Source organism: Zoogloea dura (assembly GCF_012927165.1).
Lineage (GTDB): Bacteria > Pseudomonadota > Gammaproteobacteria > Burkholderiales > Rhodocyclaceae > Zoogloea > Zoogloea dura.
Genome location: NZ_JABBGA010000006.1, coordinates 140,799 through 164,575, shown reverse-complemented (window position 1 = coordinate 164,575; position 23,777 = coordinate 140,799). Strand labels below are relative to the sequence as shown.

Below are 23,777 nucleotides of genomic sequence, written 5' to 3'. Positions count from 1 at the left end.
CTACAACACCAGACGGGCGCCAGAAGCGCCTCATCCGTTCCGAGGAGAAAACCCATGACCGCAAGCACCTTCCGCCTGGCCACCACGACCCTCCTGATGCTCGCCAGCCTCTCCGCGATGGCTCAGTCGAAGGACATCGTCGTCGACCCGAAGGGCGAAGTCCCCTACGTGACCGACCAGCGCAACGTGGTCACCAAGAGCGGCGCCGACCTGTGCTGGCGTACCGGCTACTGGACCCCCGGCGCGGCCGGCGAGACCAAGGCCGGCGAACGCCCGGTGGGCTGCGAATGCGACAAGGACGTGGTCGGAGCCGACAAGTGCGCACCTTCGGCCCCTGCCCCTGTTGCCGCCCCCGCAACCGTTGTAACGCCCGTTGCCGCACCCGCCGCGCCGGCCAAGTGTGATTTCAGCGCCACCCTGTCGGCCGACAACTCCTTCGCCTTCAACAAGGCCACCCTCACCCCCGCCGCCCGGCAGAACCTCGACAGCGCCGTGCTCGCCAAGCTCGGCACCTGCGCCAACGTCACCTCCGTGATCGTCACCGGCCACACCGACCGCCTCGGCACCCAAGCCTACAACCAGAAGCTGTCCGAAAAGCGCGCCGACGCCGTCCAGGCCTACCTGATCAGCAAGGGCGTGAAGTCCGACCTGATCGACACCATGGGCGCCGGCAAGACCCAGCCGATCAAGAGCTGCGACGACAAGCTCGGCCGCAAGAAGCTGATCGAATGCCTGACCCCCAACCGCCGCGTCACCGTGGACGTGAAGGGCCCCGCCAAGTAATCTGGCCCCCGCCGGCACCATCCGAAACCCCGCCAACCGGCGGGGTTTTCATTTGGATCAACCAATCGACACGGACCTGCCCCATGACGCCGACTCCGGTGGACCTGCTGATCGAAGCACGCTACATCATCCCGGTCGAACCCCGGGACACCACGCTGGAGCACCACGCGATCGCCATCCGCAACGGCCGGATCGAGGCCTTACTGCCCATCGAACAGGCCCGCAACCGCTTCGCCGCCACCGAAACGGTCAGCCTGCCGGACCACATCCTCACCCCAGGCCTGGTCAACCTGCACTGCCATGCCGCCATGAGCCTGATGCGCGGCCTTGCCGACGACCTTCCCCTGATGCGCTGGCTGCAAGAAGCCATCTGGCCTGCCGAGGCCCGCCACGCCTCCCCGGCCTTCGTGCGGGACGGCAGCCTGCTCGCCGGCGCAGAGATGCTGCGTGGCGGCATCACCACCTGCAACGACATGTACTTCTTTCCCCAGGCCACCGCGGAAGCCTTCGACCGCCTGGGCCTGCGTGCAGTACTTGGCATCACGGTGATCGAATTCCCATCCCAGTACGCCTCGGATGCAGACGATTACCTCGCAAAGGGGTTGGCGACCCGGGAAGCCTGGCGCGACGACCCGCTGATCCATTTCGCCCTCGCCCCTCACGCCCCCTACACCGTGTCGGACCGCAGCTTCGAACGCATCGGCACCCTCGCCGAAGAGCTCGAACTCCCCATTCATATCCACATTCATGAAACAAGCGATGAAATCGAGGCCAGCCTGCGGGAACACGGCAAGCGGCCCATCCAGCGGCTTGACGAACTCGGCCTGCTGGGGCCCAACCTGATCGGCGTGCACGCCGTGCATCTCGACAAGGGGGACATCGAGCGGCTGGCACGACAAGGCTGCACCATCGCCCACTGCCCAGTCTCGAACATGAAGCTCGCCAGCGGCTCAGCCCCGATCAAGGCCCTGCTCGACGCCGGCCTGGCGGTAGGCCTGGGCAGCGATGGCGCAGCCAGCAACAACCGCCTCGACCTGTGGCGCGAAATGCACCATGCCAGCCTGCTGGCCAAACTGACCAGCCAGGACGCATCGGCCGTCCCGGCCCACGAAGCCCTGCGCATGGCCACCCTGCACGGCGCCCGCGCCCTCGGCCTCGAAGCCACCATCGGATCGCTGCTGCCCGGCAAGGCCGCCGATCTGTGCGCCATGCGCATCGACGCCCCGGACACCCTCCCGCTCTACGAGGCTGCATCTCACCTGATATACGTGCTCGGACGACATGCGGTATCCGATGTCTGGATCAACGGACAACCCCGCCTCAGGGACGGCGAACTGTTGCAAATATCCAACACCGAACTATTGAGCATCGCCCGCCTATGGCAGAATAAGCTCCGCCAATGAATTGGATATGCTGCCTGACTTTATTAGTATCTCAGGCGGCCAGGATGAATTTTCCGGTTCTACCCCTTTGCCTTGCGACGAGGAAAACGATGATCAAACAAGCCAAAAAACAACTGCTGATGGCCGCCGCACTTGCCGCTCTCGGCCTGTCCGCCTCCGCCAGCTTCGCCAAAGACGTCGTTGTTGATACGAAGGGCGAAGTGCCTTACGTGATCGACTCCCGCGCTGTCGTCGCCCGCAGCGGCAACGACCTGTGCTGGCGCACTGGCTACTGGACCCCCGCCGCCGCCTCCACCACCATGGCCGGCGAATTCCCGGTTGGCTGCGAATGCGACAAGGACGTCGTCGCCCAGGACAAGTGTGTGAAGCCCGTAGCAGCCGCCCCGGCCGCCGGCTCCAAGGCCGCTCCGGTTGCAGCCGCTCCGGCCCCGATGGCCGAGAAGATCAAGCTGGCCGCTGACGCCCTGTTCGAATTCGACAAGGCCGTTCTGCTGCCCGCCGGCAAGACCAAGCTCGACGACCTGGCGGCCAAGGCCAAGAGCGTGAAGCTCGAAGTCATCCTCGCCGTTGGCCATACCGACCGCATCGGTGGCGACGCCTACAACCAGAAGCTGTCCGAGAAGCGCGCTGCCGCCGTCAAGGACTACCTGGTCGGCAAGGGCGTTGAAGCCAACCGCGTTTACACCGAAGGCAAGGGCGAAAAGCAGCCCGTGACCGGTGACAAGTGCAAGAACCTGGGCAAGGACTCCGGCAAGAACAAGAAGCTGGTCGAGTGCCTGCAGCCGGACCGTCGCGTGGAAATCGAAGTCATCGGCACCAAGTAATACGCCGACAGATTTTCCGCCTGTCCTCAAAAAGCCCTGCCTTGCAGGGCTTTTTGTTTTTTACCGGCCCGCCCCAAGCCCAGGCTCTCGCAATACAATTCGGCTTGCCATCATGAATCCGCCCCTTTCCGTTTCCGCCATGAATGCCGACCCCGCCGAACTCCAGAAATTCAGTGACCTTGCCCATCGCTGGTGGGACCCCGAATCCGAATTCAAACCGCTCCACCGGATCAACCCCCTTCGTCTCGACTGGATCGATGCAGCCGTCGGTCTGAATGGCAAGAAGGTGGTCGACATTGGCTGCGGCGGAGGCATCCTCGCCGAGTCCATGTCCGCGCGGGGCGCCCAGGTGACCGGCGTGGATCTCTCAGAGAAGGCGCTCGGCGTCGCCCGCCTGCATCTATATGAAAGCGGCCAGACCGTCGATTACCGGCTGATCGCCGCCGAAGCCCTGGCCCTCGAAGCCCCCGCCAGCTTCGACGTGGTGACCTGCATGGAGATGCTCGAACACGTCCCGGACCCGGCCAGCACCATCCAGGCCTGCGCCGCGCTGGTGAAGCCCGGTGGGCAGGTATTCTTTTCCACCCTCAACCGCAACCTCAAGTCCTACCTGATGGCAGTGGTCGGCGCCGAATACGTTCTGAAGCTCCTACCCAAAGGCACCCATGAATACGCCAAGTTCATCAAGCCGTCCGAACTGGCCCGCCACGTGCGAAACGCCGGCCTGGATGTCAATGAACTGATCGGCATGACCTACAACCCCCTGAGTGAAATCTACGCACTCGGCCAGGATACGGACGTCAATTACCTGATGCGCACCACCCGGCATGGCTGAAGCCATCTTCTTCGACCTTGATGGCACCCTCGCCGACACGGCCCCGGATCTGGCCGGCACGCTGAACCGCCTCAAGGCCGAACAGGGGCTTCCTCCAAGCCCCTATGAAGTGCTTCGCCCGCGCGTATCGCAGGGCGTGCGCGGCATGCTCGGCGCAGGCTTCGGACTGCAGCCCGAAGACGAGACCTACGCGCCCCTGGCCACCCGCTTCCTGGCGCTGTACAGCGAAGCACTCTGCATCGAGACCCGCCTGTTCGCAGGCATGGAAGAACTGCTCGAGCAGCTGGACGCCATGGGCATCACCTGGGGCGTCGTCACCAACAAGGCGGAACGCCTGGCACGCCCCATCATCGCCGCACTGGGTCTGGCCGAACGCTGCGCCTGCATTGTCGGTGGAGACACGGCCAGCCGGCCCAAACCCCATCCCGACCCGCTCCTTCACGCCTGCGCCCTGACCGGACACACGCCGCAGCGGAGCCTGTACGTGGGCGACGACATCCGTGACATCCAGGCAGGCCGCGCAGCCGGCATGACTACCGTGGCGGCAGCCTACGGCTACCTCGGAAGCGCCGAGCCCATCCAGGCCTGGAACGCCGACACCATCATCGAACACCCTCTGGACATCCTTGCCCTGCTGAGACACAGTTGATACGTGCTATCATCAGGAACTGTCCTGGCAAAACCGGGACAAAACAAAAGCAGCACAACATGGGGCCGACCTGGCTTCGACGTGGGTTGCAAAGCAGATCAGGGCATACCGAGGACCAGTTACCTCGTAAATCCACTGGAAAACTACAAACGCCAACGACGAGCGTTTCGCTCTCGCCGCTTAAGGCTTGAGCCGCTGCACTGATTCGTTCCTGGGTCAGATGGGGTCAAACCCATTGCAGCGTCATTTACAGGGACTAGCAATGGATCGGGTTACTTGGTCCGGCGCGAAACTCAAGGTGACTCGCCCGTGGTCGGCCTGCCGACTGGCTAAACCCCGGGTTAAATCCAAGTAGGTCGGCTAAGTATGTAGAACTGACTGTAGAGGACTTGCGGACGGGGGTTCGATTCCCCCCGGCTCCACCAATTCAACGCCAAGTGATTGATTTCACTTGGCGTTTTCATTGCAGGGTGCGGAATACCAGCTCCGGCAGACACAAAGGCAAGGACGAGTACGCCAGCACCTCTCGGCCGGATCCCCTCCGGCGTCTGGCTACTAGGGTTTGTGAGCATGCTGATGGACATCTCGTCCGAGATGATCCACAGCCTGCTGCCGCTATTCATGGTCGGCGCGCTCGGCGCAAGTGCATTCACCGTCGGCTTGATCGAGGGCCTGACCGAATCGACGGCGCTGATCGTCAAGGTGTTCTCGGGCGCGCCGAGCGACTAGCTGGGCAGGCGCAAGGGCCTTGCACTCTTCGGTTACGCCCTGGGCGCCCTGACCAAACCGCTTTTTGCCATCGCACCGACCACTGGCTTCGTGTTCACGACACGCCTGCTGGACCGGGTTGGCAAGGGCGTGAAGGGGGCACCGCGGGATGCCCTGGCGGCAGACATCGCTCCGTCGGAACTACGTGGTGCGACCTTCGGCCTTCGGCAGTCCCTGGATACGGGTGGGTGCATTTCTGGGGCCGCTGCTGGCTGTCGGCCTGATGCTGCTGTGGGCCAATAACTTCCGGGCCGTTTCTGGGTGGCCGTGGTTCCCGGCCGGCTCACAGCCGTGCTGCTGCTGTTCGGCATGCGTGAGCCGGCGCGCCACGCTGGAGAGAAGCGCAGCAACCCGATCCGGCGGGAAAACCTGGGGCGCCTGAGCGGGGCGCACTGGTGGGTGGTCGGCGTGGGCGCGGCATTTACGCTGGCCCGCTTCAGCGGAGCCTTCCTGGTACTGCGAGCCCAGCAGGGAGGGATCGCCCTTGCACCGGCGCCGCTGATGATGGTGGCCATGAATGTGGTCTATGCGGCGTCCGCTTATCCGTTCGACAAGCTGTCCGACCGGATGAGCCACAAGACTCCCCTGGCCCTGGGCCTGATCGTCCTGATTGCCGCCGATCTGGTCCTGGCGCTGCACGACCACTGGACGACGGTACTCACCGGCGTTGCCCTGTGGGGCGCGCACATGGGCATGTCGCAGGGTCTGCTGGCGACCATGGTGGCAGACACCGCCCCCGCAGACCTCCGGGGCACCGCGTTCGGCTTCTTCAACCTGGTCAGCGGTCTCGCCATGCTGACCGCCAGCGTCGTGGCAGGGCTGCTCTGGGACCAGCTCGGCGCCGCGTTCACGTTCTATGCGGGGGGCCGCCTTCAGAGACATGGCATTGCTCGGCCTGCCAGGAAACCCTGATCTGCCAGCTGACGCGGGAGGGCCCGCACGGACACCAGGATTGCCAGCGGCACCCGCCTGAATCTATGCGAGCTTGGGGCGGAGCGCCGACTTGGGACGGAATGCCTTGACGACCGCCTCATTGGTTTCGATGTAGGGCCCGCCGATCAGGTCGATGCAATAGGGCACCGCGGCGAATATCCCCGGCACCTTCTGCTTGCCGTCGGCATCCTTGAGCCCTTCGAGGGTCTCGGCGATGGCCTTGGGTTGCCCGGGCAGGTTGAGGATCAGCGAGTTGCCGCGGACCACCCCGACCTGGCGGGACAGGATGGCGGTGGGCACGAAGGCCAGGCTGATCTGGCGCATCTGCTCGCCGAAGCCCGGCATCACCTTGTGGGCGACCGCGAGGGTCGCCTCCGGGGTGACGTCGCGCAGGGCCGGCCCGGTGCCGCCGGTGGTGAGCACGAGGGCGCAGCCGGCCTGATCGCACAGCTCGATCAGGGTCTCCTCGATGGTCGGCTGGTCGTCGGCAATCAGCCGCACTTCCGCCTGCCACTGGGTGGTGAGGGTCCTGGCCAGCCACGCCTGCAGGGCCGGGATGCCCTTGTCTTCGTAAACACCCGCCGAGGCCCGGTCGCTGATCGACACGAGGCCGATCTTCACCACTTCGCTCATTCATCGTCTCCTTCATCCATATCGGACTGCCCGGCGGCGTCCGTGCCGTATTCCAGCTCGCGCAGAACCCGGAATAGCTCACGGAAGGCACGCGGCGGCTTGTTGGCTTCCTTCTCCTTGATCGCGTTCCGGCGCAGCACGCGGAGATGCTGCAGATCGGCACCCGGGTGGGCTTCAGCGATGTCATGTAGAGTCTTCTCGTCCTCGATCAGACGGGCACGCAGTTGCTCGAGGCGGTGCATTTTGGCCGTTTCAACCGCGGAGACGCCCTTGAAGGCATCCAGCGCCGCACGAATCGGCTCGGGATCGACATTGCGCATCAGCCTGCCGATGTACTGGAGCTGGCGGCGCTTGGCTTCATGGGACGGAAAACGCTGGTAGTCCTTGACCGCGTCGCGCAGATCTTCGTCGATGGGCACCTTGGCAAGCCGTTCCTTGCCAAGCTCGGCCAGTTCGGCCCCCAGGTCCTGGAGGGCCTTGCTGGCCCGTTTCATCTCGGACTTGCTGGGGCCGAGGTCTTCTTCTTCGTCGTGGTGGTATTTGTGATGGGCCATCTGGGCGCGGGAAATGCTCGGTAAGGGTAAGATTATAGCCTTTAGCCTCAGCTCCCACCGCTCACGCCATGGCCGACAACCGTTTCAGCTTCAGTCAGGACAATCTCAAGACCCTCGCCGATGACATTCTCAAGTTCGCCAGAAAGCGCGGCGCCAGCGCCTGCGAGGTGGACGTATCCGAAGGCTTCGGGCAGTCCGTCACGGTGCGCCGCGACGAGGTGGACACTATCGAATACAACCGGGACAAGGGCATCGGCGTCACCATCTACGACGGCCAGAAGCGTGGCTATGCCAGCACCTCGGACTTCTCCCGGGACTCGCTGAAGGCCACCGTCGATGCCGCCATCTCGATCGCCCGCTTCACGGCCCCCGATCCGGCGTCGGGCCTGCCCGACGAGGCCCTTCTGGCCCGCGAGTTTCCGGACTTCGACCTCTACCACCCCTGGAAGATCTCCACCGAAGACGCCATCGAGCTGGCTCGGCGCTGCGAGCGGGCCGCCTTTGCGGTCAGCCCCGAGATCCGCAATTCCGACGGGGCCAGCGTATCGATGCAGGAAGCCCACTTCATTTCGGCCAACAGCCTGGGCTTCATGGGTGGTTACGCCAGCTCGCGCCACTACCTGTCCTGCTCGGTGATTGCCGGCGAGGGCGACGACATGCAGCGCGACGACTGGTACACCACCAAGCGCGATCCGGCCGATCTGGCCGATGCAGACGAAATCGGTACCTTTGCCGCACGCCGGGCCCTGGCCCGCCTCGACGCGCGCCAGATTTCCACCTGCGAGGTGCCGGTGCTGTTCGAAGCACCTCTCGCCGCCGGCCTGATCGGCGCCTTCGTGCACGCGGTGAGCGGCGGCGCCCTGTACCGCAAGTCCAGCTTCCTGCTCGACAGCCTGGGCAAGCAGGTCTTCCCGTCCCACATCCAGATCTCCGAGCGGCCGCACCTGGCCAAGGCTTTTGCCAGCAGCCCCTTCGACGACGACGGCGTGGCCACGCACGACCGGGAAGTCATCATCGACGGCGTGCTGCAGGGCTACTTCCTCAGCACCTACTCGGCCCGCAAGCTCGGCATGCAGACCACCGGCAATGCCGGCGGCAGCCACAATCTGCTGGTCAAGCCCGGCCAGTACGACCTCGAAGGCCTGGTCAAGCAGATGGACCGGGGCCTGCTGGTCACCGAGCTGCTCGGCCACGGCGTCAATTACGTCACCGGCGACTATTCCCGCGGCGCGGCGGGCTTCTGGGTCGAGAACGGCAAGATCCAGTACCCGGTGCACGAGATCACCATCGCCGGCAATCTCAAGGACATGCTGATGGGCATCCGCGAGATCGGCTCCGACGTCCTGGTGCGCGGCTCCAAGCACTGCGGCTCCATCCTCGTCGAGCGCATGACCGTGGCTGGCGCCTGATCCGGCCACACATTCAGTCATATCCCCCGGGTTCATCCCACCGTCCAGAAAGAGAAAGAAGAGGAAACATCATGGAACGGCGTTCCTTCCTGAAGCAGGCTGCTGTCGGCGTTGCAGCCGGCGCAGCCACCGCCCCGGCCCTGGCGGCCGAGCTGCCGACCATCAAGTGGCGCCTGGCGTCCGGCTTCCCCAAGACCCTCGACGCGATCTTCGGCGCCACCGAAACCGTCGCCAAGCGGGTGGCTGCAGCCACCGGCGGCAAGTTCCAGATCTCCCTCTTCGCCGCGGGTGAGATCGTGCCCACCCCGGGCGTCCTTGATGCAGTCAAGGACGGCACTGTCGAGATGGGTCACGCCGCATCCTACTGGTACATCGGCAAGGACCCCGCCCTGGCCTTCGACACCGCCCTGCCCTTCGGCCTCAACAGCCGCCAGCAAAGCGCCTGGATGTTTGATGGCGGCGGGCTCGAGCTGATGCGCGAGTTCTTCAAGGACTACAACATCGTCAACATCCCCTGTGGCAACACCGGCACCCAGATGGGCGGCTGGTTCCGCAAGGAGATCAAAACCGTCGAAGACCTCAAGGGCCTCAAGTTCCGTGTCGGTGGCTTCGCCGGCCAGGTCCTCGCCAAAATGGGCGTCGTGCCCCAGCAGATCCCGCCGGCCGACATCTACCCGGCACTGGAGAAGGGCACCATCGACGCGACCGAGTGGATCGGCCCCTACGATGACCAGAAGCTGGGCTTCAACCGGGTAGCCAAGTACTACTACTACCCGGGCTGGTGGGAGGGTGGTCCGCAGCTGTCCATCTACGTCAACGCCAAGGCCTGGGCCTCCCTGCCCAAGGAATACCAGACCATCCTGGAAGATGCCTGCCTCTACGCCCACGCCGAAATGCAGGCCGCCTACGACGTGAAGAACCCGCCCGCGCTCAAGCAGCTGATCGGCAGCGGCACCCAGTTGCGCCCCTTCCCCCACGACGTGATGGCTGCGGGTTACAAGATCGCCATGGAGTTGTACGAGGAAACCGCGGCCAAGAACCCGAAGTTCAAGAAGATCTACGACGCTTGGAAGAAATTCCGCGACGACCAGGTGCAGTGGTTTGCGGTCGCCGAGAACCGCTTCGACAACTTCATGCAGGCCGCGCGCACGGGCAAGGGCCGTAAGTAAATCCACCCTCCCCCGCCCCCGCCGCATAGGGTTTTCCTCACTGTGCGGCCCGGGGGGGGTCATGAATAATCTTTTGCACCTTGTATAGCGATTCCTGGAGGAGACAAAGTGGAACGACGTTCATTCATCAAAAAAGCCGGCGTAGGCGTTGCTGCTGGAGCTGTTGCCGCCCCCGCCCTCGCTGCGGAGCTGCCCACCATCAAATGGCGCCTGGCATCCAGCTTTCCCAAGTCCCTCGACACCATCTACGGCGGTGCCGACGTAGTCGCCAAACGGGTGGCTGCAGCCACTGGCGGCAAGTTCCAGATCCAGGTCTTTGCAGCCGGTGAAATCGTCCCCGGCCCGGGCGTGCTCGACGCCGTCAAGGACGGCACCGTCGAAGCCGGCCACACCTGCTCCTACTACTTCGTTGGCAAGGACCCCACGTTCGCCATCGATACGGCCATCCCCTTCGGCCTCAACAGCCGCCAGCAAACTGCCTGGATGATGGAAGGCGGCGGCCTTGAGCTGTTCCGCGAGTTCTTCAAGGACTACAACATCTACAACATTCCCTGTGGCAACACGGGCGCCCAGATGGGCGGCTGGTTCCGCAAGGAGATCAAGACCGTCGAAGACCTCAAGGGTCTCAAGTTCCGCTGCGGCGGCTTCGCCGGCCAGGTTCTCGCCCGTCTTGGCGTGGTCCCCCAGCAGATCCCGGGGGGCGACATCTACCCCGCCCTCGAAAAAGGCACCATCGATGCAGCCGAATGGATCGGCCCCTACGATGACCAGAAGCTGGGCTTCAACAAGGTCGCCAAGTACTACTACTATCCGGGCTTCTGGGAAGGCGGCCCGCAGATCTCCCTGTACGTGAACCAGAAGAACTGGGCTGCGCTACCCAAGGAATACCAGACCATCCTGGAAGACGCCTGCCTCTACGCCCACGCCGAAATGCAGGCCCGCTACGATGCCAAGAACCCCACCGCGCTGAAGCAGCTGGTCGGCTCCGGTACGCAGCTGCGCCCCTTCCCCAACGAGGTCATGGCTGCTGCCTTCAAGGCAGCCAACGAGCTCTACGAGGAAACCGCCGCAGCCAATCCGAAGTTCAAGAAGATCTACGAAGCCTGGAAGAAATTCCGGGACGAACAGCTGCAATGGTTTGCCGTCGCCGAAAACCGTTACGACAACTTCATGCAGGCGACCCGCAGCGCCAGCGCCAAGGCCAAGAAGTAAGCACTGCCCGCCCCCGGCAGGCGAGGCCGCGCTTAGCGCGGCCTTTTTCATTGTATTGCGCCGGCATGCCGCCCATCCTCGAACCACAAACCCTGCGCACACAAGGAGAGAAACCGATGATCCAAGCCTTCGCCCTGCTGCTTGCCTTCCAGTTGGCTGGCGAAACCTTGCGGGTTGCCCTGCACCTCCCGGTGCCGGGGCCGGTGCTCGGCATGGCCCTGCTGCTGATCTGGCTGGTCGCCCGCGGCGGCCCCGGCGACGACCTGCGCCACACATCGGGAACCCTGCTGCAACACCTGTCCCTGATGTTCGTGCCGGCCGGCACGGGCGTGATGCTGCACGTGGGCCGCCTCGCCGACGAGGCCTGGCCGATTGCCATCGCCCTCGTCGTCAGCACCGTGCTGGGCCTCGCCGCAACCGGGCTGACCCTGCATGTCCTTACACGGCAAGGGCGCGAGGCCTCCCGATGAACACCGAAAGCATGACCGAGATCTGGGTCTACCTCTCGGCGCAGCCCCTGCTCTGGCTGACCCTCACCCTGGCCGCCTACCTGCTCGCCATCGCCTTGCACCGCAAGGCCGGCGGCCATCCGGCCGTCAATCCGGTGCTGGTCTCCGTGACCATCCTGGTCGCCTTGCTGAGCCTCACCGGCACACCGTATCAACGCTATTTCGACGGCGCCCAGTTCGTGCACTTCCTGCTGGGCCCCACCACCGTGGCCCTCGCCATCCCCTTGCACAGCCAGCTGAAACGCCTCGTCGCCATGGGCGGCCCACTGCTGGTGGCCCTGGTCGTGGGCTCTCTCACAGCCGGCCTGTCGGCCTACGCCATCGGCGCGCTGCTTGGCGCCAGTGCGCCCACGGTGGCATCCCTCGCTCCCAAGTCCGTAACCACACCCATCGCCATGGGCGTCGCCGAACGCCTCGGTGGCCTGGCCTCGCTGACCGCCGTGTTCGTCATCCTGACCGGCATCTTCGGCGCCATCTTTGCCGCCGGCCTGCTCCGCCGCCTGGGCGTGAAGGACGAGGCCAGCGTGGGCTTTGCCATGGGGCTTGCCTCCCACGGCATCGGCACGGCCCGCGCCTTTCAGATCAGTGAGCAGACCGGAGCCTTCGCCGCGCTCGCCATGGGCCTCAACGGCCTGTTCACAGCGCTTACCCTGCCCTGGCTGCTGCCGCTGCTGGCTCCGCTGGTACGCCCCTGAACGTAGCGTGAACTAGGGTTCCCCTCAGCTTGTCGCCCCCTGGGACGGCCCTGATAATCAGGGCCGTTGCCATTTTTGCTGCACCGCACCCATGGACTTGCTGATCGACGTCATCCTGCGGGCCGGTCGCTCCGCGGTCGAACTGTCCTTCTTCGTGCTGCTGCCCGTCATGGTGGTCATGTTGTCGCTGATGCGGCTGCTCGAAGCCAGGGGCGTGCTGGACTGGGCAGTGGCGCGCCTCGCCCCGCTGCTGCGCCCCGCCGGCCTGACCGGCCTGGGTGTCTTCGCTGCACTGCAGATCAACTTCGTGAGCTTCGCCGCACCGGTGGCCACCCTTGCCATGATGGACCAGCGCGGCGCCTCCAGCCGCCACCTGGCCGCCACCCTGGCCATGGTCATGGCCATGGCCCAGGCCAATGTGTCCATGCCCATGGCTGCCATGGGCCTGCACTTCGGCATTGTGCTGGGCTGGTCGCTGGTCGGCGGCCTGGTGGCCTCGGCGGCCACCTATTACGTCTTTGGACGCAAGCTGTCAGCCGTGGAACACACGCTCAACGAAACACTCCAGCACCCGGTGGCCGACAACGCCAAGGGTGTGCTGGACGTCATCAACCGGGCCGGCGCGGAAGCCTTCAAGATCGCCGTGGGGGCCATCCCCATGCTGGTGCTGTCGCTCACCGTAGTGCTGGCCCTGCGCCGTGTCGGCGTCCTCGATGCCCTGACCACGCTCCTGTCGCCGCTCCTGCTGGCCATCGGCGCCGATCCCGCCCTGATCCTCCCGACCCTGACCAAGTACCTGGCCGGCGGTACAGCGATGATGGGCATCATGGACGAGATGATCCGGGCCGGCACAGCCAATGCCGCCACCCTCAATGGCGTCAGCGCCGGCCTGTTGATCCACCCCCTGGACATTCCCGGCGTGGCGGTGCTCATCTCGGCCGGGCGCCGTGTCGCCGACGTCTGGAAGCCCGCCACCCTTGGCGCCTGCGCAGGCATCGCGGTGCGCATGCTGGGACATGCGGTGGCCGGCTGAAGCGCCCTGCCGGGCAAGCGGGTGGCCCATGCAAGGGAAGCCGGCATTTCGTCGCAGTGGTGCGGCATTTCATTAGGCGAAATGCCCTTCCCTGCGCTACCATCGAAGCTCCTGATCGAAGGCAGATACACCGTTGTCCACGCAAGAACCCGCAAAAAATCCGATTCAGGTCATCGAACGCATGATGACGCTGCTGGACGTCCTCGCCCGGCATGCGGACCCCGTTCCCCTCAAGCAACTCGCCGCCGAAACCGGTTTGCACCCCTCCACCGCCCACCGGATCCTCGGCGCCATGACAAGCAGCGGCTTTGTTGAGCGCAACGACTCCGGAGTCTATCGCCTCGGCATCCGCCTGCTTGAACTGGGCAGCCTGGTCAAATCCCGGATCTCCCTGCGCGATACCGCGATGCCGGCCATGCTCAAGCTGCATGCCACCACCGGCGAGAGCGTCAATCTCGGCATCCGGGCCGGCGATGAGATCGTCTACGTGGAGCGCACCTCCAGCGGACGCTCCTCAGTGCGGGTGGTGCACATCGTCGGCGCCCGCGCGCCCTTGCACACCACTGCCACCGGCAAGCTGTTCCTGGTTGAAGATGGCGCCCAGAAGGTCCGCGACTACGCCCGCCGCACCGGCCTGCCCGGCACCACAAGCACCTCCATCACCACCCTCCAGGCCCTCGAGAAAGAACTCGACAAGGTGCGCCGCCACGGCGTGGCCTACGACCTGGACGAGGTGGAAAACGGCGTGCGCTGCATCGCCGCCGGCATTCGCGACGACAGCGGAGAACTGATAGCCGGCCTCTCCCTATCGACCCCCGCAGAGCGCTTCGACCCCGACTGGGCGCCGCTCATCCACCAGACTGCCGACGAGATCTCCCGCGACCTGGGCTATATCCCCCCGCGCTAGGGTCGCGCAGCAGACAAGCAAACGACAAGGGCGCCCGTAGGCGCCCTTTTGCATTCAAGACCGGTCCGCTCAGGTCGCCGGCCCACGGCCGTGCAGGGCCAGCTTCTGTTGAACCGCTGCGCTCTCGAGCCAGCGCTTGACCCGCTGGGCATCCGCCACCCGGGTGAAGCGCCCGAAAGAGTCCAGCAGCACGATGATCATCGGCTTGTTGAGCAACCAGGCCTGCATCACCAGGCACTTGCCCGACTCGTTGATGAAGCCGGTCTTGGACACGCCGATCTGCCAGTCGGGGCTACTCACCAATGCATTGGTGTTGTTGAACTGACGAGGCCGGCCGTTGAGGTGCACGACGTAGTTCGCCGTGGTGGAAAACTCGCGAATCAAGGGATAGCGGGACGCCGCGGAGACCATCTTGACCAGGTCGCGGGCGCTGGACACGTTGGCGGAATTGAGACCGGTCGCGTCGGAGAAGCGGGTGTCCCGCAGGCCCAGGGACACCGCCTTGCGATTCATCGCCGCCACGAAGGCCTGGTAGCCGCCCGGGTAGTTGCGGGCCAACGCCGACGAGGCGCGGTTCTCGGAGCTCATCAGCGCCAGGCGGAGCATGTCCTCACGGGCCAGTTCGGTCCCCACCGGCACATGGGAGCTGCTGTTGCGCAGGGTGTCCACGTCATCGCTGGTGACCGTGATGGTGTCGGTCAGGCTGAGACGGGCATCCAGCACCACCATGGCCGTCATCAGCTTGGTGATGGAAGCGATGGGCAGCACGGCATCGGAGTTCTTTTCGAGGATCACATTGCCGGTAGCCTGATCGGCGATCATGAAGGCCGCGGAATGCAGCAGCGGATTGCCATCTCCATCCACATCCGCGGCGGCACGGTGAGGCGTCTGCACTTCCCGGTAGTTCAGCTTGCGCCCCTTTGCCTCCCCGCGCACCAGGCTTACCTCCTTGCGTCCACGGGCCTGCTGTTTGCCCGCCGTGGTTTCACGGCCGGCGGAGGCTTTGGTGGCTTTGGTGGCCCGAGCCGGTTTCTCGGACTTCACGCGCTTGGAGGCCTGCTCCTTCTTTGACTCGGCCTTGTGCGACGCGGCACTCGCAACGCCGGGAATGGCGCTGGCAAATGCAAACAGGCTCAAGATGGCAATGACGGTTCGGCGGATTTTCATGGTTCTTCAAACTGGATCGTGAGCCGGAAGCCTCAGGGCTTCCAGATTGACAAATTCATCGGGGGGCCATATTCCGCGAGGCGGCGCGCCAGGCTGCCAGGCACTTGCGGGTTGGGCCCCGGTCCGTTCGGGGAGGCTGCTTTGTGTATCGGCAGACTTCTATTCAAAATAAAGGCTTATTTTAAATATTTGAAGTTTTTTGTGAATGATTTTTTGCTGCAGCGCAGCCTGATGGATCCTCATGCGGCCGGCCGGGCCGGCTCAACCCGCAGAAAGCGGGCCAATTCATCCCGACGGGCCATCGCATCCCTGTAACCCAGCTCCATCAGAGCACGGGTATAACCCCGCTCGAACAAGAGGTAGGACAGCAGCACCGACCCGTTCTTGCGCGTCGCCCCGACCCCTCTCAGTACCAGGCGGAGCGCCCGCGGCAGCGCAGCACGATGCCGGGCGGCAAGATAATCCAGTCTCTGGGACGGCGCAATCACCAGCGTCTCGATGGCGCGCAGACCGATGCCGCTCGCCCGCCGCTGTTCGGGGCTCAGGGCTCCCACGGTGGCGTTGATCCGCTCCATCCTCTCGAGATCCATGGCCAGACCATCCAGAAAGATGCTGGACATTGCGTGGCCCGCCACCTGGGCGGGCGAGGGATAGGCATCGGTGCGCTGCCGGGCCTCCTCCGAACGCCGCCCGCCGGCGATGACCAGGATCCGCTCGGCCCCTAGGTGGATGGCCGGACTGATCGGCGCCAGCTGGCGCATGGAGCCGTCGCCAAAATACTCGCGGTTGATGCGCACGGCGGGGAAGACGAAGGGAATGGCACTGGACGCCAGCAGATGCTCGACCTGCAGTTCGGCGCGCAGACCGACACGCTGGGCCCGCCGCCAGGGCTGGAGCTCTTCCGCCCCCTGAAAGAAAGCCAGACTCTCGCCCGATGTGTACCCAGACGCGGTGACCGACACGGCATGCAGGCTGCCCGCCGAGATGGAGCGGCCGATGGCGCTGAAATCCAGCTGCTCCTCGAGCAACAGGCGCAGCGGCGCATTGTCGAGCAAGGAACGGGGGGATTGATGGATCAGCCAGCCCAGCAGCAGGGCCGAGCCCCAGCGCAACACCGACTGCATGATGGCGGGTGTATCCGCCCTGTAGACATGATCGACACGGAAGTTGCGCCAGATGTAAGCGAGCTTGCGCACCGCCTGGTCGAAGTTGGCGGAGAACACGGCCAGCGCGACCGCATTGACCGCTCCGGCCGAGGTCCCGCAGATAATGGGAAAGGGGTTTTCCGGGCGCCGCCCCCATACCTCGCGGACGGCAACCATCACACCAACCTGGTAGGCGGCACGCGCCCCTCCCCCGGTCAGAACAAGCGCAGCCCTCCCCTCGCCCATGCAGCCTCTCCGTGATCAATCTCACGGAGTTTAACGGCTGCCGGGCCGGGAAGCGCAGACTTACATCAACGGCCGGCCTCAACCACCGTCAGGGCCGTCATGTTGATGATCCGCCGCACGGTGGCGGTGGGGGTGAGGATGTGCACCGGCTTGGCCGAACCGAGCAGGATCGGGCCGATGGTCATGCCTTCGCCGGCAGCGGTCTTGAGCAGGTTGAAGGCGATGTTGGCCGCGTCCAGGGTCGGGAAGATCAGCAGGTTGGCGTCCTCGCGCATCTTGGCGTTGGGGAAGATCTGCTTGCGGATGTCGGCATCGAGCGCCGCATCGCCGTGCATTTCGCCCTCCACGTCCAGGTCCGGATGCTCGGAGTGCAGCATCACCAGGGCCTTGCGCATCTTCTCGGCGGTCGGCGAGTTGTCAGTGCCGAAGCTCGAATGGGACAGCAACGCGATCCGCGGCTGGATGCCGAAGCGGCGCACCTCATCGGCGGCCAGCCGGGTCATCTCGACCACCTGCTCAGGCGTCGGGTCGTAATTGACGTAGGTGTCACACAGGAACAGGGTGCGCTCGGGCAGCGACAACACGTTCATGGTGTAGAAGTTGCGCACGCTCTTCTGGCGTCCCAGCACCGTCTCGATAAAGCGCAGGTGCAGGCCGTGCATGCCGTAGGTGCCGCAGATCATGCCGTCACCGTAGCCGAACTTGAGCAGCAGCGAACCCAGCAGGGTCGCGCGGCGGCGCACCTCGCGGCGGGCATATTCCACCGACACGCCCTTGCGTTCCATCAGGGAGTGATAGTGGGACCACAGCTGCTCGTAACGCGGATCAGAATCGGGATTGACCATCTCGAAGTCCAGCTCCGGCCGCAGGCGCAGGCCGAAACGCTCGATGTTGGCCAGCATGACCTCGGGGCGGCCGATCAGGATCGGCCGGCACAGACCTTCGTCCACCACCGTCTGCACCGCGCGCAGCACGCGCTCCGCTTCACCTTCCGAGAAGATGATGCGCTTGGGCGCGCGCTTGGCGGCCTGGAAGACCGGCTTCATGACCAGGCCGGACTGCCACACGAAGTTGTTGAGCTGCTGGCGGTAAGCCTCGAAATCGGTGATCGGCCGCGTCGCCACGCCAGACTCCATGGCCGCCCGGGCCACTTCCGGAGCGATCTTGACGATCAGGCGCGGATCGAAGGGCTTGGGAATGATGTATTCGGGGCCAAAGCCGGACAGTCGCTCGCCGTAGGCTGCGGCAACGATGTCGGACGCCTCGGCGCGGGCCAGTTCGGCGATGGCCTTCACCGCGGCCAGCTTCATCTGGTCGGTGATGGTGGTGGCCCCCACGTCAAGCGCACCGCGGAAGATGAAGGGGAAACACAGCACGTTGTTCACCTGGTTCGGGTAGTCCGAACGCCCGGTGGCCATCAGCGCATCATCGCGCACCTTCTTGACTTCTTCCGGCAGGATTTCCGGGGTCGGGTTGGCCAGGGCCATGATCAACGGCCGGGGCGCCATCTTCGCCACCATCTCGCCCTTCAGCACGCCACCCGCCGAGAGGCCGAGGAAAACGTCGGCGCCCTCGATGATCTCGCCCAGCTTGCGGGCATCGGTTTTCTTGGCGTAGCGGGCCTTGATCGGATCCATCAGCACGGTGCGGCCTTCGTAGACCACGCCCTCGAGGTCCGTCACCCAGATGTTCTCGACCGGCACGCCCAGCATCACCAGCAGATCCAGGCAGGCCAGCGCTGCGGCGCCGGCACCCGAGGTGACCAGCTTGACCTTGGACAGATCCTTGCCCAGCAGATGCAGGCCATTGAGGATGGCCGCGCCGACCACGATGGCGGTGCCGTGCTGGTCGTCGTGGAAGACCGGGATCTTCATCCGCTCGCGCAGCTTGCTCTCGATGTAGAAGCACTCCGGCGCCTTGATGTCCTCAAGGTTGATGCCGCCGAAGGTCGGCTCGAGAGCGGCGATCATGTCGATCAGCTTGTCCGCGTCGGGCTCGTCGACTTCAAGGTCGAAGACGTCGATGCCGGCGAACTTCTTGAAAAGCACGGCCTTGCCTTCCATGACGGGCTTGGCCGCCAGCGGGCCGATGTTGCCCAGGCCGAGCACCGCCGTACCATTGGTGATCACACCGATCAGGTTGCTGCGGGAGGTCAGGTTGGCGGCCTCGCCCGGGTCCTCGACGATCGCGTCGCAGGCGGCCGCCACGCCGGGCGAGTAGGCCAGCGAAAGATCCTGCTGGTTGGTCAGCGCCTTGGTCGGCGTGACAGCAATCTTGCCCGGCTTGGGCAGACGGTGGTATTCAAGTGCGGCCTGGCGGATCTGTTCATCCATGAGTGCGTCCCTCTCCGTTTTAAGCGTTGGTGTCCGAGCATGATCGGACCAAACGCGGGTTACCACAATTCGTGACTTCCACAGCATGCAGCAGCGACGCCGGGATGACGGAGAAGTCCGAGCCGTGGCATAATTACAGGCTAGCTCCTTCGGGGTTTGCCCCGATTGACGCCCAATAATACGCGCCGCGCCCTGGAGGCCCAAAGACGCGATTGCCCAGCCGGCAGGACTCCCGAAGCCGGCAACATGAAACAACGCATCCGTAACGTCCTGGAGAATCGTCAGATGTCTCAAAGCATTGCCGACGCCGCCATCGCAGCCGCGCCCGAATACGTCAAGAATCAGAAGCTGAAGCAGTGGGTCGCCGAGATCGCCGCCCTCGCCGAGCCCGACCGTGTGGTCTGGTGCGACGGAACCCAGGAGGAATACGACCGCCTGTGCGCCGAAATGGTCGAAGCCGGCATGCTGATCAAGCTGAACCCGGAAAAGCGCAAGAACTCCTACCTCGCCTGTTCCGACCCCTCCGATGTGGCGCGCGTCGAAGACCGCACCTACATCTGCTCGGCCAACAAGGACGACGCCGGCCCCACCAACAACTGGGAAGACCCGGCCAAGATGCGCAAGACCCTGAACGAACTGTTCAAGGGCTGCATGCACGGCCGCACGATGTACGTGATCCCGTTCTCCATGGGCCCCCTCGGCTCCCCCATCGCCCACATCGGCGTGGAGATCTCCGACAGCCCCTACGTGGTCACCAACATGCGCACCATGACCCGCATGGGCAAGGCCGTGTATGACGTGCTGGGCACCGACGGCGAGTTCGTGCCCTGCGTGCACACCGTGGGCGCCCCCCTCGGCCATGGCGAGAAGGACTCCGCCTGGCCCTGCAACCCGACCACCAAGTACATCGTTCACTACCCCGAGACCCGCGAGATCTGGTCCTACGGCTCCGGCTACGGCGGCAACGCCCTGCTCGGCAAGAAATGCTTCGCCCTGCGCATCGCCTCCAACATGGCCCGCGACGAAGGCTGGCTGGCCGAACACATGCTGATCCTCGGCGTGGAAAGCCCCACCGGCGAAAAGACCTACGTCGCCGCCGCCTTCCCGTCCGCCTGCGGCAAGACCAACTTCGCCATGCTGATCCCGCCCAAGTCCTTCGACGGCTGGAAGATCTCCACCGTCGGTGACGACATCGCCTGGATCAAGCCCCGCAAGGACGCCGACGGCACCACCCGCTTCTACGCGATCAACCCGGAAGCCGGCTTCTTCGGCGTGGCTCCCGGCACCTCCGAGAAGACCAACTACAACGCCCTGGCCACCCTCAAGGAAAACATCATCTTCACCAACGTCGCCCTGACCGACGACGGTGACGTGTGGTGGGAAGGCATGACCAAGGAAGCCCCGGCGCACCTGATCGACTGGCAAGGCAAGGACTGGACCCCGGAGCTCGCCAAGGAGACCGGCCGCAAGGCTGCTCACCCGAACTCCCGCTTCACCGCCCCGGCCAGCCAGTGCCCGTCCATCGACCCGAATTGGGAAGACCCGGCCGGCGTGCCCATCTCCGCCTTCATCTTCGGCGGCCGCCGCGCCACCACCGTGCCGCTGGTGTACCAGGCCTTCAACTGGAACTTCGGTGTGTACATGGCCGCCACCCTCGGCTCCGAGACCACCGCTGCGGCCTTCGGCGCCCAGGGCGTGGTGCGTCGCGACCCGTTCGCCATGCTGCCCTTCTGCGGCTACCACATGGGTGACTACTTCAACCACTGGCTGAAGATGGGTCACACCGTCGACCAGGCCCCGGGCATCTTCTGCGTCAACTGGTTCCGCATGAACGAGAAGGGCGAATTCATGTGGCCCGGCTTCGGCGAGAACATGCGCGTCCTGAAGTGGGTTGTGGACCGCGTCCGCGGCCGCGTCCACGCCACCGAGAACGCCCTCGGCTGGATGCCCCAGTACGAGGACATCGACTGGACCGGCTCCGACGTCACCAAGGAAGAGTTCGACATGCTCATCAAGATCGACGCCGAAGCCTGGAAGACCGAGCTGGCCGGCCACAAGGAGTGGTTCGACAAGCTGCAGGACCGCCTGCCCAAGCAGTTCATGCTCAAGCGCGAACTGTTCGAGCTGTCCCTGTCGGTGTAAGGTCGCTGCAGCCGACGGCTGCTCCACGCCCCACCAGGAAAGCGCCGAGCAATCGGCGCTTTCTGCATTTTGAACGGACCTGATGGACCTATCACCGATGACCCGCATCGCCCGCCGCATGGCCGACATCCAGCCCTTCCACGTGATGGAGATCCTCAAGCGCGCCCACCAGCTGTCCGCAGCGGGGCGCGACATCATCCACCTGGAAGTGGGCGAGCCTGACTTCCCGACGCCGCAGCCCATGGTGGACGCCGCCCGGCGCTTCCTCGAAGGCGGCCACGTCCATTACACCCCCGCCCTGGGGCTCACCGACCTGCGCGAAGCCATCTCCCGCTTCTACCACGACCGCTTCGGCACCGACATTGCCCCGGAGCGCATCATCGTCACCCCGGGCGCTTCCGGCGGCCTCATGCTGGCCCTCGGCGTACTCACCGACCCCGGCGACGAATGGCTGCTACCCGACCCCGGCTACCCCTCCAACCGCCACCTGGTGCGCAGCTTTGAAGGCCGCCCGGTAGCCCTGCCGGTGGATGCCACCACCCGCTTCCAGCCCACGCCCGCCCACCTGGCGCAGGCCTGGACACCCCGCACCCGCGGCCTGATGGTCGCCTCCCCCGCCAACCCCACCGGCACCCTGCTCGAACTCGACGAGATCGAAGCCCTGCAACAGGCCGTGAGCGCCCGTGGCGGGGTGCTGATCGTGGACGAGATCTACCAGGGCCTGTGCTACGGCGTGGAAGCCCGCACCGCCCTCAGCCGCCTGGACGACGTCTTCGTGGTGAACAGCTTCAGCAAGTACTTCGGCATGACCGGCTGGCGCCTGGGCTGGATGGTCGTCCCCGAGGCCTATGTGCGCGACATCGAAAAGCTCGCCCAGCACTTCTTCATCTCCCCCTCCACCCCGGCACAGCATGCCGCCCTGGCCGCCTTCGAGCCTGCCACCCTGGAGATCCTCGAAACCCGCCGCCACGCCTTCGCCGAGCGCCGCAACGCCCTGCTGCCCGCCCTGCGCGAGATCGGCTTCCGCTTCGCCACCGAACCCCAGGGCGCCTTCTACCTGTACGCCGACGTCAGCGACCTGGCCGACAGCAGCGAAACCCTCGCCCAACGCCTCATCGAAGAAGCCGGCGTCGCCACCACCCCCGGCCTCGACTTCGGCAACAACGCTCCCGAGAAACACCTGCGCATCGCTTACACCACCGACGAGGGGCGGCTGGTGGAGGCGGCGGAACGGATCGCCCGAGTCCTGAAGCACCTGTAGAAGCACGCATAAAAAAACCCGCACTGCTCTCGCAGGCGGGTTTCTTTCTTCCCTCGGCAGGTCGCGCGTGTCAGGCGCCGACGAACCGGCCTCCACTCCTGGCAGCCTGGGCCAGCGCAGCCTTCACGGCCATCACCTTGCTGGCATAGGGCGCAGCCGGGTCGCTCGACCCGTTGTACTGCTGCAAGGCGCGCTCGATCGAGCCCGTGCTCTGGATGTACTCCTTGAGCACCAAGGCTCCCACGCGGATGTTGGTCTCCGGATCGAACATGGCGCTGCGGTCCGACTTGACGTCCACCTTGTCCGGGTGCCACTTGGGGATGACCTGCATCAGGCCTTGCGCACCCATGGGGCTTTCCGCAAAGGGATTGAAGCGGGACTCGATCGCCATCACCGCCACCAGCAAAAGGGGATCCACCCCCACACTGCGGCCGGTCTGCTGGGCCGAGGCGATCAGCGGCTCGACAGCCACTGCAGACACCTGGTAACGCTTGGCGATGTACATCTTGACGCGCTGCAGATCCGGGCTCAGCTTGGCAGACGCAGGGGCAGCCTCCACCACCTGCATCAGATCCGGATCGATTTCGTCGACCGCCGCCACTGCGGCAGCATCACCGGTAAAACTGCCCAGCGACAGGCCTTGCACGCCGTGATTGGCAATACGGGAAGCCACGAACAAAGTAACAATGAGACCCGCGACCAGCAAACCGCCGTGGGCGAAGTGAAGCATGAATGAAGCCGCGTGACGTGCGTACTTCGCGATACGAGTTGCGAACATGGGCTCTCCTTTCTGTGGCCACGGCCCTCGAACGCGAACGAACACTCTCCTCGAAAAAGGAGGCTGGAGCACTCGTCTATTTCACCCGAAGGCCCTCAAAACGCGAGGGCCGGGTTCCACTCATCGGCCTGAAAAACGGCCGAAGGCATTCGAAAACCAGGTCGCCAGGGGTTGATCCAAACACGCTGACGCAACCAGACAGCGTGCCAAAAATGCATCGAAACCAGACCTTGATTCGGTCAGTAGCCGGAAGGGAAGAGGCCCGGCCATGCGACGGCTTCGATACGGGAATGTAACAAAGTTTCTGCGTGCTGCATTGCACACGGAACGCATTGTATTGATTCGATTCAATTTTGTCAAACCTGGGGGACGACAACCCGACAGGAGCA

22 protein-coding genes and 1 other RNA gene are annotated in these 23,777 nt (G+C 64.7%); 17 read left to right on the top strand and 6 right to left on the bottom strand.

Annotation, left to right across the window (positions count from 1 at the left end; all coding sequences use genetic code 11):
- Positions 1-54: 54 nt before the first annotated feature.
- The 8 genes from HHL15_RS09960 to HHL15_RS26460 all read left to right on the top strand — a co-directional run bounded on the left by HHL15_RS09960 (position 55) and on the right by HHL15_RS26460 (position 6,174).
- Positions 55-783, top strand: coding sequence for an OmpA family protein (locus tag HHL15_RS09960; protein ID WP_169145612.1), 729 nt, complete (start codon positions 55-57; stop codon positions 781-783).
- Positions 784-866: 83 nt separating this feature from the next.
- Entirely contained in the window at positions 867-2,186 is a 1,320-nt protein-coding gene (locus HHL15_RS09955; protein ID WP_169145611.1) for a TRZ/ATZ family hydrolase, read from the top strand.
- Between the two features lie 89 nt (positions 2,187-2,275).
- On the top strand, positions 2,276-3,010 hold the full coding sequence (locus HHL15_RS09950) for an OmpA family protein (protein WP_169145610.1): 735 nt from the start codon (positions 2,276-2,278) through the stop codon (positions 3,008-3,010).
- Between the two features lie 112 nt (positions 3,011-3,122).
- Positions 3,123-3,845 carry a bifunctional 2-polyprenyl-6-hydroxyphenol methylase/3-demethylubiquinol 3-O-methyltransferase UbiG gene (ubiG, locus tag HHL15_RS09945; protein ID WP_169145609.1) on the top strand — a complete coding sequence of 241 codons (723 nt, stop codon included), beginning with the start codon at positions 3,123-3,125 and terminating at the stop codon, positions 3,843-3,845.
- Positions 3,838-4,494 carry an HAD-IA family hydrolase gene (locus tag HHL15_RS09940; protein WP_169145608.1) on the top strand — a complete coding sequence of 219 codons (657 nt, stop codon included), beginning with the start codon at positions 3,838-3,840 and terminating at the stop codon, positions 4,492-4,494. The genes ubiG and HHL15_RS09940 overlap by 8 nt, the downstream gene beginning before the upstream one ends.
- A gap of 61 nt (positions 4,495-4,555) precedes the next feature.
- Positions 4,556-4,919, top strand: a transfer-messenger RNA (tmRNA) gene (gene ssrA, locus HHL15_RS09935).
- Between the two features lie 145 nt (positions 4,920-5,064).
- Positions 5,065-5,223 carry a hypothetical protein gene (locus HHL15_RS26465; protein WP_235943325.1) on the top strand — a complete coding sequence of 53 codons (159 nt, stop codon included), beginning with the start codon at positions 5,065-5,067 and terminating at the stop codon, positions 5,221-5,223.
- 330 nt (positions 5,224-5,553) lie between these two features.
- Positions 5,554-6,174, top strand: a complete 621-nt coding sequence (locus HHL15_RS26460) for an MFS transporter (RefSeq protein ID WP_328825016.1) — start codon at positions 5,554-5,556, stop codon at positions 6,172-6,174.
- 63 nt (positions 6,175-6,237) lie between these two features.
- Here HHL15_RS26460 and mog read toward each other — a convergent pair whose 3' ends face one another.
- Positions 6,238-6,828: a molybdopterin adenylyltransferase gene (gene mog, locus HHL15_RS09925; RefSeq protein WP_169145607.1), complete on the bottom strand. Its 591-nt coding sequence runs from the start codon at positions 6,826-6,828 to the stop codon at positions 6,238-6,240.
- Complete coding sequence (yjgA, locus tag HHL15_RS09920) at positions 6,825-7,382, bottom strand: ribosome biogenesis factor YjgA (protein ID WP_169145606.1); 558 nt, start codon at positions 7,380-7,382, stop codon at positions 6,825-6,827. The genes mog and yjgA overlap by 4 nt, the downstream gene beginning before the upstream one ends.
- 68 nt (positions 7,383-7,450) lie before the next feature.
- On the opposite strand from yjgA, the gene pmbA reads away from it, so the two are divergent.
- The 7 genes from pmbA to HHL15_RS09885 all read left to right on the top strand — a co-directional run bounded on the left by pmbA (position 7,451) and on the right by HHL15_RS09885 (position 14,316).
- Positions 7,451-8,791 (top strand): metalloprotease PmbA, encoded by a 1,341-nt coding sequence (pmbA, locus tag HHL15_RS09915; RefSeq protein ID WP_169145605.1) that lies wholly within the window; start codon positions 7,451-7,453, stop codon positions 8,789-8,791.
- A gap of 71 nt (positions 8,792-8,862) precedes the next feature.
- A complete protein-coding gene (locus HHL15_RS09910) occupies positions 8,863-9,960 on the top strand; it encodes a TRAP transporter substrate-binding protein (RefSeq protein WP_169145604.1) in 1,098 nt (365 codons plus the stop codon).
- Positions 9,961-10,068: 108 nt separating this feature from the next.
- The gene (locus HHL15_RS09905) at positions 10,069-11,172 is read left to right on the top strand and encodes a TRAP transporter substrate-binding protein (protein WP_169145603.1); all 1,104 of its coding nucleotides are present in this window, start codon (positions 10,069-10,071) and stop codon (positions 11,170-11,172) included.
- Between the two features lie 116 nt (positions 11,173-11,288).
- Entirely contained in the window at positions 11,289-11,642 is a 354-nt protein-coding gene (locus HHL15_RS09900; protein ID WP_169145602.1) for a CidA/LrgA family protein, read from the top strand.
- Positions 11,639-12,376, top strand: a complete 738-nt coding sequence (locus HHL15_RS09895; protein ID WP_169145601.1) for an LrgB family protein — start codon at positions 11,639-11,641, stop codon at positions 12,374-12,376. The genes HHL15_RS09900 and HHL15_RS09895 overlap by 4 nt, the downstream gene beginning before the upstream one ends.
- Positions 12,377-12,467: 91 nt before the next feature.
- Positions 12,468-13,409 carry a nucleoside recognition family protein gene (locus HHL15_RS09890; protein WP_169145600.1) on the top strand — a complete coding sequence of 314 codons (942 nt, stop codon included), beginning with the start codon at positions 12,468-12,470 and terminating at the stop codon, positions 13,407-13,409.
- A 181-nt stretch (positions 13,410-13,590) separates the two neighbouring features.
- Positions 13,591-14,316, top strand: coding sequence for an IclR family transcriptional regulator (locus HHL15_RS09885; protein WP_169145599.1), 726 nt, complete (start codon positions 13,591-13,593; stop codon positions 14,314-14,316).
- A 69-nt stretch (positions 14,317-14,385) separates the two neighbouring features.
- Here HHL15_RS09885 and pbpG read toward each other — a convergent pair whose 3' ends face one another.
- From pbpG to HHL15_RS09870, 3 genes are all read right to left on the bottom strand, one after another.
- Positions 14,386-15,483, bottom strand: a complete 1,098-nt coding sequence (gene pbpG, locus HHL15_RS09880; RefSeq protein WP_169145598.1) for a D-alanyl-D-alanine endopeptidase — start codon at positions 15,481-15,483, stop codon at positions 14,386-14,388.
- Between the two features lie 239 nt (positions 15,484-15,722).
- Entirely contained in the window at positions 15,723-16,874 is a 1,152-nt protein-coding gene (locus HHL15_RS09875) for a patatin-like phospholipase family protein (RefSeq protein ID WP_169145597.1), read from the bottom strand.
- Positions 16,875-16,939: 65 nt separating this feature from the next.
- Positions 16,940-19,207: an NADP-dependent malic enzyme gene (locus HHL15_RS09870; protein WP_169145596.1), complete on the bottom strand. Its 2,268-nt coding sequence runs from the start codon at positions 19,205-19,207 to the stop codon at positions 16,940-16,942.
- A 285-nt stretch (positions 19,208-19,492) separates the two neighbouring features.
- Here HHL15_RS09870 and HHL15_RS09865 point away from each other — a divergent pair, with 285 nt between their 5' ends.
- Together HHL15_RS09865 and HHL15_RS09860 are read left to right on the top strand one after the other, a co-directional pair.
- Entirely contained in the window at positions 19,493-21,349 is a 1,857-nt protein-coding gene (locus HHL15_RS09865; protein ID WP_169145595.1) for a phosphoenolpyruvate carboxykinase (GTP), read from the top strand.
- A 97-nt stretch (positions 21,350-21,446) separates the two neighbouring features.
- Positions 21,447-22,610 carry a pyridoxal phosphate-dependent aminotransferase gene (locus HHL15_RS09860; protein ID WP_169145594.1) on the top strand — a complete coding sequence of 388 codons (1,164 nt, stop codon included), beginning with the start codon at positions 21,447-21,449 and terminating at the stop codon, positions 22,608-22,610.
- A 70-nt stretch (positions 22,611-22,680) separates the two neighbouring features.
- On the opposite strand, the gene HHL15_RS09855 is transcribed toward HHL15_RS09860, so the two are convergent.
- Positions 22,681-23,388, bottom strand: a complete 708-nt coding sequence (locus tag HHL15_RS09855; RefSeq protein ID WP_169145593.1) for a lytic transglycosylase domain-containing protein — start codon at positions 23,386-23,388, stop codon at positions 22,681-22,683.
- Positions 23,389-23,777 lie beyond the last annotated feature (389 nt).